The sequence below is a fragment of the Erythrobacter sp. genome (genome assembly GCF_039988855.1).
Classification (GTDB): Bacteria; Pseudomonadota; Alphaproteobacteria; order Sphingomonadales; family Sphingomonadaceae; genus Erythrobacter.
The window spans coordinates 12,949-24,208 of sequence record NZ_JBDXIY010000004.1; the positions used below are offsets into that span (position 1 = coordinate 12,949).

Genomic DNA, 11,260 nt, shown 5'->3' on the forward strand with positions numbered 1-11,260 from the left:
ATGGCGGGGGGATTGAAGAGCTTTGCTGCTTTGGTGCCGCTCCTGGCGCTAACCGCTTGCGGTGGTGGAGGTGCTCCCACGCCAGCGCCTGCCGGTGGCGGCACGGCTGGCACACCGCCGCCGACCGCATCTCCGACGCCTCCTCCCACTGGAGGGTTGTTTTCTGTACCTGCACAAGAGAGCCTTTCGGTCGAGGATGTACAGCAGATCATTGCGCAGGCTGCAGGTGAGGCGAGTGCGCGCGGGTTCCCTTCGACAATTGCGGTGACGGACCGGGTTGGTAACGTCCTTGGTGTGTTTCAAATGGCTGGAGCCCCTGGCACCTCGAGTGTCAGTTTGCAGCAGATCGGCGGAGTGGCTGCAGCGGGCAACGGAATTGGCCTTCAAGGCGTAGGTGCGCCATCATCAGCAGCGGCGATCGCCAAGGCGATTACCGGGGCTTATCTGTCGAGCGGCGGCAACGCCTTTTCAACGCGTACCGCAAGTCAGATTGTGCAAGAACACTTTCCGCCTGCACCAACGACCATTGGTCTCGAGAGTGGCCCCTTGTTTGGGGTCCAATTCAGCCAATTGCCGTGCTCTGATCTGAGCACGCGTTTCACCGGTACGAGTGGTCCACGCGAATTGATTGGCCCCAAGCGTTCGCCCTTGGGTTTAGCTGCAGATTCGGGCGGTTTGCCGATTTACAAGAACGGCGTAATCGTCGGCGGTATTGGGGTTGAGGGCGACGGGGTCTATGGTTTTGATCCCAACACTCTTGATGTCGACGATGATCCTGAAGAATTCGCTGCGCTCGCAGGGATACAGGGCTTTGATCCGCCAGAAGAGATTCGCGCCGACCGGATTGCGGTTGACGGCTCTTCGCTGCGTTTTGTTGATGCAAACGTTGAAGGGCTTTCGCCTTTGCAAACCAGTTTTGGCGCGATTAATGGCCCGGGTAATGGGCTGATCGCGGTTGCAGGCTACACCGATGGCACCATCCGCGCAGGGTCGGCCTATGGCTCAGAGGAAAGCGGCATCCGCGCTGCTCAACCCAGCGAGTTCACAAATCCTGATGCCTTTATCCTTACAGACGGAAGCGGCGCCAATCGTTTCCCCATCCGCGCGGGCAGCGATGGCGCCGATGTGAGCCAGCCGCTTTCAGCGGATGAGGTGCGCGCGCTGTTGGAGGAGGCGTTCATGGTTCTCAGCCGTGCGCGTGCGCAAATCCGCAGGCCACTTGATAGCCGGATGCAGGCGACGATCAGCGTGGTCGATACCAATGGGGTAGTCCTTGGTATCGTGCGTAGCCCTGATGGACCGATTTTTGGCACCGATGTGTCTTTGCAAAAGGCGCGCACGGCCGCGCTATTCTCTAGCCCCATTGCCGCCCAAGAATTCTTGGGCGGACCACCACCGGTGGCTGCATTTGTGCAGCGGGTTCGTGATTTTCTCGGGGACGCCAATGCGTTGACCGGGCAATTTGCGTTTGCGGACCGTTCAGGTGGAAACCTTGCGCGGCCATATTTCCCAGACGGCGAAGTAGGGGCGATTTCAGGGCCGTTGTCGGTCGAAGATCCGCAAACCTTCAGCCCGTTTGCCACCGGTTTGCAAAGTACGCTGGTTCTGCCCAATATCGGCGAGCATGTCGGCTTCATCGCCAGTAACGGTGCAATGGCCGACACGCGGCGCGGTTGTACGCAATTGCCGAGAACGACGAGCGGAAACTCGCGCATTGCTAATGGCATTCAAATCTTCCCGGGGTCCGTGCCAATCTACCGCAATGGCGCTCTTATCGGCGGCATAGGTGTCTCTGGTGATGGCATCGATCAGGATGACATGGTTAGCTTCCTTGGGCTTCACAATGCTGGCGTTCGTTTGGGTACAATCAGCAATGCGCCCAATGACATCCGAGCTGATAGGATTGTGGTATCCTTAGGTGATCGCGAAGTGCGCCTGCGTTATGTAAACTGCCCGTTTGCACCATTCCTCGATGATCCGACGCAAAACGTGTGTGAGGGATTGTAAGCGATGAGCGGCGTCTCTCTTCTTCCTTTCATGGTCTTGATGCAGGCAGTGCCCGGCGAAGAGCCGGCAACCGCGCCTCCAGTTGAGGAAGCAGAAGCGGCATCCCAAAAGGCGCAAGACGCGCGCAATCAGAGCATCGACCGCGATGGTTTAAACACCACCGCGAAAGAGGAAGCAGAAGAGCTCGACAATCAGATTATCGAGGGCCGCGAGCGTCCTGGTTTCAACGAAGAGCTGCCCGAAAGGGTCACTCAAGATAACCCCGGCGCGGTACGTGCACCGCCACCGCAGGCTTTTTCGCCTAACCAAGTGCCGATCCCTGATCGCTGGCGTTTGATCGACAATGTGACCGATATTGATGGCAATCCGATCATCAAGGAGGCCCTGCTCGATCCCTATAACCAGAACACCTATAAAGGTGATCGGCCGATCAATCCGGAGAAGGTTCCATGGTTGCCGATTAAGGGTGACGACTGGTTCTTTGTGCTCAACGCGATCAGTGACACGGTCTACGAGCCGCGCACTTTCCCCATTCCGGTCGGTGTTCAGACCACAGAAGATGCCGATCGACTCGATGTTTTCGGTAATGACTTCTCGACTGTCTTGTCTCAGACTTTCATCGTGGGCGCAGCGCTTCTTAAAGGCTCCACCGCCTATAAGCCGCCCAGCATCGAGTATCGCCTAACGCTGGCCTACAACGTCAACTATGTCGATGTGCCCGAGCGGCGTGTATTGTTTGTCGAGCCATCAGAGCCCAGCCATCGTCTGGATCATTTCCTCGGTGTGCAAGAAGCTTTCGTTGATTACCACTTCACCGAATATGACCGCGACCGTTTCGACTTCATCTCAATCCGAGCAGGCATTCAGCCATTTCAGGCCGATTTTCGCGGGTTCCTTTTCCAAGACCAGCAGCTTGGCATTCGCCTGTTTGGCAACCGCGACAACAACCGCTTCCAGTTTAACCTCGCTGGGTTCTGGCGGCTTGAAAAAGACACCAACTCTGGCCTGAACTCGGTTGCAAAAACGCCGCGGGATGATTTTGTCTTTATCGCGAATGTCTACCGTCAGGATTTCCTGATCCCGGCTCTGACAAGCCAGTTTACGCTCGCATACAACCGCAACCGCGAAGCCGATGATATCCAAATCGACACCAATGGCTTTCCAGTGCGTCCGGCGCTGCTGGGCGATCTTCGTGGCCGTGACTATGACGTCTATTACTTGGGCTATAACGTCGATGGACGCATTGGCCGGATCAACATCACCGGCAGCGCCTATTGGGCGCTTGGAGAAGATCGCAATTCAATCCTCACCGGAGAGCCCGTTGATATCGACGCGCAGTTTGCGGCAGCTGAGCTTAGCTACGACCGCGACTGGATACGCTTCCGCCTGTCCGGCCTTTATCAAAGCGGCGACAGCGATCCGTTCGATGATACGCATACCGGTTTTGATGCGATCTTTGAAAACCCTCAGTTCGCAGGCGCCGATACGTCATACTGGATCAGGCAGACGCTTCCGTTTGCTGGCGGTGGCCGGGTGATCTCCATCAATGGCCGCAATGGCATTTTGAACACGCTGCGCTCTTCGAAAGAGCAGGGGCAATCGAACTTTCTCAATCCCGGCTTGTGGCTAGTGGGTGCGGGCGCGGACTTTGATCTGACACCTGAAATTCGTTTAACCGCAAACGCCAATCACCTTTGGTTTGAGGACACAGCGACGCTAGAGAACTTCCGAATTGAAGGCTCAATCCCGAGTGAGATCGGCTATGACCTTTCCGCGAGTGCCATTTGGCGGCCAAAAGCCAATCAAAACATCGTTTTCCGTCTGTCTGCTGCCACTTTGCTTTCGGGCAAAGGGTTTGAGGACTTGTTCGACAATCTTGGCAATGACGGCAATTTCTATTCCATCCTCGCCAACCTGACGCTGACATACTGATGGCGGTTCTATGTTTCTGGGGGGGCAGACCTTTGAAGAGCCTAAGCTCACAATTCCGCTTCTTGAGCCTTGGGCATGCTGTTGTGGCAGCGCTCGCATTGGTGCTGGGCGTTTCAGTCTTTCAGGCCGAAACCCAAGCGGCAGACAAGGAAAAACCGACTAAGCGCGATTATAGTCTCGTGATCACTCCGCCGGCGCCTGCCCGTCAGTCGCAGGCGAGCGCTGATGGAAAATCGGAAGGTTGCCTAACCTGCCACCGCGCAAGCGATGCGCCGACCATGCATGAAACGCCTGCGGTTGTGCTGGGCTGTACCGATTGTCACGGCGGCAATTCGGAAGTGGTGGGCAATCCCTCGCTTCCATATGATCACCCGGATTACATTTCTGCACGCGATACGGCGCACGTTCTGCCGAAATATCCTGACAGCTGGCACTTCCCGAGCAGCGCGAACCCTGAGCGTTCTTATGCGCTTCTCAACAAGGAATCGCCTGAGTTTGTGAAGTTTGTGAACCCGTCGGATTACCGCGTTGCACGCGAAGCTTGCGGGTCCTGCCATATCCAAGCGATCGAAAGCGCAGAGCGTTCAATCATGGCCACTGGCGCGATGCTGTGGGGAGGAGCGACCTATAACAACGGTATTTTGCCGTTCAAAAACTACATTTTGGGCGAGGCCTACACCCGTGCTGGCGATAGCGCGACGATTGCCGGTGTTGGCGCTGTTGTGGCGTCCCCTGGAGAGGCGGCGGATGGCCAACTTTCCGAAGAGCAAAAGGCGCGCGGTGTTCTGGGTCAGCTTTACCCGCTGCCAACATGGCATGTGACCCCGCCAGCAGATGTCTTCCGCGTGTTTGAGCGCGGCGGCCGCACCATCAACTCGCAATTCCCAGAGATTGGTCAGCCGAACATCACGGGCCGTATCCAGCTTTTGGAAGAGCCGGGCCGCCCTGATTTGAAGCAATCCAACCGCGGTCCGGGCACGGGCCTGCGGGTCGCCATCCCGGCATTGAACATCCATAAGACGCGCCTCAACGATCCGTTCACTTGGTTCATGGGCACCAATGATCAGCCGGGCGATTATCGCCATTCCGGCTGTGCATCGTGCCACGTGATTTACGCCAATGACCGCGAACCGCGTCACTCGCTCACTTACGCGCAATATGGCCGAGATGGTCAGACGGTGACAGTCGATCCTTGCATCAACCCAGAGGCGAACACCAACGCAGCGCTCCAATGCTACCAGCGTGTAGCATCAGCTGAGCGCAATCCAGGTGAAGCGGGTCATCACGGGTATGAGAAAGATATCGGCCTTCCCAAGAGCGGTCTGAAAGACGGCGGCTATGAAGAGGGCGGTTATGAAGGCGGTAGCGGCCACGGAGCACTCAAAGGCCCCGAAGACCATGCCGAAGATGATCATGGCGACGACAGCCAAGGCGCCCATGGCTCCAAGCCCAAGCGTGAAAAAGGCCACCCGCTAAAACACGTCTTTACCAGAGCTATCCCAACTGCGCAGTGCATGACCTGTCACATGCACCAGCCCAACATTTTCCTCAATTCCTACCTTGGCTACACCATGTGGGATTATGAGAGCGATGCGCCGCTGATGTGGTCGGGCCCTGAAAACCAGACCCCGCGCCCGCATGGCATGTCGGACGAAGATTACGAAGAGTTCTACAAGACACAGCGTTTCCCAACCGCCGAACAAGTGCGCGCCATCATGGACCGCAACCCAGAAGGCGCGGCAGCGCGCGGCATGTGGGGCGATGTCGACTTCCTGCGCAATGTCTATGACCTTAACCCAGAGTTAGAGCATACGCAGTTCGCCGATTACCACGGCCACGGTTGGAACTTCCGCGGCATTTTCAAACGCGACCGCGACGGCAATCTCTTGGATGCAGAAGGCGAAATCCTGCGGCCCGGCAATCCAGAAACGGACACACCTGAAGAACAAGCCTATCACGACGAGCGCTGGCGTCAGCGTTGGCGCAAGGATGGCGAGGGCAAGTTTGTCGAGGTTGAAAAAGACCCCGCCAAAAACGGCTCAAACAACCCGGGCACTGCCGTCCATATGATGAGCATCCACGCCGAGGTCGGCATGCAATGTGTGGACTGCCACTATGAACAAGACACGCACGGCAATGGCCTTATCTATGGTGAGGTCGCCAATGCGATTGAGATCGGTTGTAAGGATTGCCATGGCACCGCCGATGCATATCCAACATTGCGGACAAGCGGTCCTGCCGCGCCGCCAGAGGGACACAACCTTGCTCTCTTGCGCAATCCCGACGGCCAACGCCGATTTGAGTGGATGGAAAAAGAAAGCGGCCAACGGGTTCTGATCCAGCGCTCACTTCTTGATCCAGAACTTACTTGGGAAGTCAGCCTCGTAAAAGATTCCGTCGATCCCAAGGGCCCAACATTTAACGCCAAAGCTGCGCGATCAAAATTGATGAGCGTTTACGGCGCCGAAACGGGGAATTTTGAATTCGGCAGCGGCATCGCCAAGGGCGAACGCGCGCATGACGATGACAATATGGCGTGTTTCACCTGTCACTTGTCCTGGACGACCTCATGCGGCGGGTGTCACCTGCCGATTGAGGCAAACTGGAAGACAAAATCGCACCGCTATGACGGCGGCTCGACCCGGAACTTTGCGACTTACAACCCGCAGGTTGCGCGCGACCAGATGTTCCAGCTGGGTAAGCACCAGACGACTAAGGGCAATCAAACCGCACCGGTTCGCTCAACCTCGGCTCTGGTTCTTTCATCCACCAATATCAACCGCGAGCGCATCTATGTGCAGCAGCCGCCGATTTCGGCGATTGGCTTCTCATCACAAGCCTTCGCGCCGCACTTCCCGCATACGGTTCGTAAGACAGAGACCAAGCAATGTTCGGACTGTCACCTGTCCGAGGATGAAGACAACAACGCCATCATGGCGCAGCTTCTCTTGCTGGGCACAAACTATGTGAACTTTGTCGGCATGCACGCTTTCACAGGCCTCGAAGGCGGTATTTCCGCTGTTCGCGTTACCGAATATGACGAGCCGCAAGCTGTGCTGGGTTCTTACCTCCACCGCTATTCCTACCCTGATTATTGGCGCCGCCATGTCGAAGACAATGGCCGCGAGCTTAAAAACTGGGTGCGCGGTGAGGCGTTCGATGGCGACATCTCTGGTGAAACCAAGCCGTTCGAAGAATTCGCCAACGTGCATGAAGGCACAGGCGACGAGGTCCGCTGTCTGCAAATGCGCGGTGAGTATCTATTCGTCGCCGAAGGCAAGGGCGGTTTCCGCGCTTACGATATCGCCTCGATCGCGAACAAAGGTATCTCAGAGCGTATCCTAACCGCGCCGTTCTCACCGCTTGGCCATGACACGCATGTCGATACGAAAGACGCGACCTGTATGGCGGTGGCAACTAACCAACCCATCGCGCCAGAGCGCAACACGGCCCGCATGCGCGAGGTCAATGAAGAGCAACCGTTCAGCCCGATTTACGACTATGCATTCGTCACGGACAGCCAAGAGGGTCTCATCGCGGTTGATGTGAATACGCTCAATGATGGCGAGTTCCGCAACAACTTCTTTGGCCGTGCACGCTTTGACGATGGTTCGGATGCTTGGAACCCGAATGGGGTGCTCAACGGGGCAAGCCACATCACACTGGCGGGTGATTATGCGTACATCACCGCAGATGCCGGGCTGGTTGTGGTTTATCTGCCTAAGGACATTCCGGACAATCCCGCGACGGCTTACCGCGATGAGTGCGAGATTGACCCTGCAAACCCATCGGAAAGCTGCCTTGCGCCGCGCGTCATGAGCGTCATTCCAATGCAAGGCGCGCGGGCAAGTACGATCCAGTTCCGCTATCTGTGGGTCACGGACAATGAAGGCCTCAAAGTCTTTGACGTGACCGATATGGCAAACCCTATGGCAGTGCCTGAGGCGACTTACCCAATCGCAGATGCGCGCCGCATCTATGTCGCGCGCACATATGCTTATGTGGCGGCGAAGAGCGACGGGCTGATGATCTTCGATGTGAAGAACCCACGGTCGCCTAAGTTGTATAAGAAGGTGACATTGGACGGTACGTTGAATGATGCAGAGGACGTGATCGTTGGTTCCACCAATGCCTCGCTCTTTGCCTATGTCGCAGATGGGGTGAACGGGATGAAAGTCCTCCAGCTCACCAGCCCAGACACTCAGCGCAACTTCTACGGCTTTAGCCCGGCTCCTGTGCCCGAACTTGTCTCTTACGCCAAAACACCTTCGCCAGCGCTTGCGCTTTCGAAGGGACTCGACCGCGACCGCGCGGTGGATGAAACCGGCGGGCAGATGGCGGTGTTTGGACGCCTTGGTTCACGGCCGTTTACGCGCGATGAAATGGAGAAGCTGTTCATGACCCGCTCGGGCGTTCCATGGAAAGTCACCGATGATGTGACCATGGACCGCTGGGTCGGAAGCGGTTTCGGACCCAATGTAGCAGTCCGCCGCGAGGAAGAGGGCATGGACGCTGAGCCCGTCGATGACGGTCAACTTGGCGGCTAATCGAACTGCTGAAATAGACGAAGGGCGCTGGGAGAATCCTAAGCGCGCTTTTTATGTCTGACGCTCTGCGAACAGGCCTTTCATCATCGGCTTGATATGCTCTTCAAACCGGGCGAGTGTTTGCCACTGACCCACGGGCTGGAAGTGCGAAACGAATGTTTGATCGCGCCAAATGTGGAGCGAATAAAAGGGCGGTTCTGCATCCACAATAGGGCGTTGGTCAGCCACTTCAGTGTCCATTGGGCGTAGGTCAAGAGAGACCGCAGGCGCAACTGCCGGCGTTACGCTAATCGGAATGCCTTCAACCACAGAATGGAGAGGTCTGTGCAAATGCCCGGCCTGAATCGAGAGTATCTGTTTGTGCCCGCGCACAGTGTCACGAAACCGTATCATCCATGGCTCGTGCGGCTTGGGATCCATCCAATCGATTGACGATACCACCGGCGGATGGTGGATGAACAATACCGTCGGCGTGTCAGGATGTGCGTTGAGTTCCTTTGTCAGCCAAGCTGCTCGCACTTCACAGAACGCGCCGCCGTGCCGGCCCGGTTCAAAGCTATCAAGGCAAAGCACCCGAAGTTTCTCGTCGCCGTCACCAAACTCGAGGGCGAACTGCGCAAATCCATCAGCCGTGGGGCATTCCGGATTGATTTCCAACATGACGTCGCGGCTGTCGTGATTGCCTGGAATGATCTCATAGGGAATCGCGCAACCGCTCATCAGATCGCGGATACGGTGGTAACATTCCGCGCTGCCATTATCGGTAAGGTCACCGGAGAGGATTAGCAAATCCGGTTGAACTGGCTGGGAAAGCAAATGACCAAGCACATTGCGGAAACGAACAAAGTTGAATTCATTTTCGCCAGCCTCAGGCTCAAACCCGACATGTGTGTCGGTGATTTGTGCAATCAATACCCCGGACCCGGGCTTTGTCGCGATTGGCTGGCCGCCGTTCGGCTTGTTCGCATGCATCCTAGCGCCTTAGACTGCTTAAGATTGCTGCAACATTATCATCGCCGCCATTTCCGGGCAAATTCGGATGATCTTCCGGCTTCCAAGGTGAGGCAGGCGTGTGGTAGCCGTGACACATAGCACAGCTTGAAGGCACGATCTCTTCGGTTTTCAGAGCGCTCTCTCCAAGATGGCAATCGCGGCAGCTTTCAAGATCTGGGATCAGAAGATCAGTGGCCTCGCCAGAGGTATCGGCCGCATGACAGTCTTTGCATTCCGCAACATCGTCACCGTGTGCCTCATGCGGGAAGAAGCCGCGGTGGATGTATTTTTCGGGAATGTTAACCGGGATGAGGTCCGGTCGGCCATCGGTCGTCGTGCGAAGGTGACAATCACCGCACGTCCCGCCTTTTTCAAGCGCGCGGCTAATCGCAAGATAGGCTCCCATCGGACGGCCAAAGTTGGCGTAGTAGCGCCCACCAGAACCATACTGCCCGGGGCGACCGCGTCCCGTTACGACGGTTCTGCGTGAGCTGAGGTTTACTTTCGCAAGGTCCTCCATCAAATCGCTGACGTCTCCATGACGCAGCGAGGTGAAGGCGCTTCCTGTAGTGCCTGAGACTAGGCTGTGGCAGGCCTCGCACGAATCTTCCATGACAACGGGCATGAACCCGCCGGGCGCTTCTTTGTCTTCAGTATGGCAGTCGCTGCATTCGAGTGGGCCGCCGTATTGCGAAAGGCTCATCGCCATCTTTGCTGCCCCGCCCGTTTCTGAGACGTGGATGTCATGAGGGAAGACTAGGCCGCTTTTCTCGATGGGATTTTCATCAAGGCTGACGCGCTTGGCTTCTTTATCGAAATGGGCTGCATAAAATTGGGGCCGGAACTGTGGATGCTTCTCTCCAAAGTCGCCAGCATTGCCGAAACTGACATCGGTGAGGCGAACGTCCATATCATTGTGGCAGTCGGCGCAGAATTTCTCATCGGACGCTTCCAGCTTGACGGGACCTTCGTGTTCGGTGTGGCAGGAAACACAGCCGAGCGGGCCTTCTTTGCCCAGCGCCTGTCCGATATTCCATTGGATCGAATCGCCCGTGCTCATTGGCGCCATGCCGGTGAGCTGGCGGTCCATTTTGGCGTGGTCGCCGAGAACTTCATGGCACGTGATGCAGGTTTCGTCTTGGACGGAGACAAACGCGTTCTGGTGACAGGCTTCGCAATTGTCCTCCAAGTCGTGGTGAGCCATGCTGAGATCGCCAGTGCTCCACGAAGCATCCATCAAAACAGTGCCATCGTCGATATTTTTGGGGTCATTTTCGACCCGCTCGCGCAATTGGTGCGAGAGGATGGGAACCGACAACAAAAGTAAAAAGATCAGGCCAAAGAATGTCCATGCCATGGTCCGCTTGCTGGGCATGGCGCTGGCCATACGGAAGCCGGCCTCTGGTTCCCCAGTAACTTTGTCTTTGGGCGCGGGCTGAATGTTGATTTTTACAGGGCCATCTTCGCCGCGCGAGACCGCAAGGAGCGCAGGGCCCACTGCAATCTCTGCCCCTGCATTGGGATCAATCCGGGCGTCTGTGACGCTTTGACCGTCGCAATCAAACGGCAGCTCACCAATTGCGCGCGCCGCAATCATGCCTCGGCCTGCATCGGTGAGTTTCAGATGTTGAAGTTCGACCGTGAGGTCGGGCAAATGAATGTCGCTTGCCGGATCGCGCCCGACGATCAATTCGTCTTTCTCAACAGTGCGATCGCGTACGATCTCACGGCCTGATTTGGCGACAGCAATGGTGCGGATCAAAAATGCCATGCGTTCGTAC

The 11,260-nt window shown here is 56.7% G+C and carries 5 protein-coding genes; 3 read left to right on the plus strand and 2 right to left on the minus strand.

Annotated features, from left to right (window positions below; genetic code table 11):
* The 3 genes from ABJ205_RS01605 (at position 1) to ABJ205_RS01615 (ending at position 8,486) form a co-directional block, all read left to right on the plus strand.
* Positions 1–2,007 (plus strand): heme-binding protein, encoded by a 2,007-nt coding sequence (locus ABJ205_RS01605; RefSeq protein WP_348158923.1) that lies wholly within the window; start codon positions 1–3, stop codon positions 2,005–2,007.
* A 3-nt stretch (positions 2,008–2,010) separates the two neighbouring features.
* A complete protein-coding gene (locus ABJ205_RS01610; protein WP_348158925.1) occupies positions 2,011–3,939 on the plus strand; it encodes a hypothetical protein in 1,929 nt (642 codons plus the stop codon).
* A gap of 83 nt (positions 3,940–4,022) precedes the next feature.
* Positions 4,023–8,486: a multiheme c-type cytochrome gene (locus ABJ205_RS01615; RefSeq protein WP_348158955.1), complete on the plus strand. Its 4,464-nt coding sequence runs from the start codon at positions 4,023–4,025 to the stop codon at positions 8,484–8,486.
* Positions 8,487–8,537: 51 nt separating this feature from the next.
* Here the strand turns inward: ABJ205_RS01615 and ABJ205_RS01620 are convergent, their stop codons facing one another.
* Positions 8,538–9,458, minus strand: coding sequence for a metallophosphoesterase (locus tag ABJ205_RS01620; protein ID WP_348158927.1), 921 nt, complete (start codon positions 9,456–9,458; stop codon positions 8,538–8,540).
* 1 nt (position 9,459) lies between these two features.
* Positions 9,460–11,250: a cytochrome c3 family protein gene (locus ABJ205_RS01625; RefSeq protein WP_348158929.1), complete on the minus strand. Its 1,791-nt coding sequence runs from the start codon at positions 11,248–11,250 to the stop codon at positions 9,460–9,462.
* Positions 11,251–11,260: the final 10 nt, after the last annotated feature.

Excerpts from the sequence above, each read along its gene's own strand:
- ABJ205_RS01605 (WP_348158923.1), top strand. The coding sequence starts at position 1 with ATGGCGGGGGGATTGAAGAGCTTTGCTGCTTTGGTGCCGCTCCTGGCG.
- ABJ205_RS01610 (WP_348158925.1), top strand. The coding sequence starts at position 2,011 with ATGAGCGGCGTCTCTCTTCTTCCTTTCATGGTCTTGATGCAGGCAGTG.
- ABJ205_RS01620 (WP_348158927.1), bottom strand. The coding sequence starts at position 9,458 with ATGCATGCGAACAAGCCGAACGGCGGCCAGCCAATCGCGACAAAGCCC.
- ABJ205_RS01625 (WP_348158929.1), bottom strand. The coding sequence starts at position 11,250 with ATGGCATTTTTGATCCGCACCATTGCTGTCGCCAAATCAGGCCGTGAG.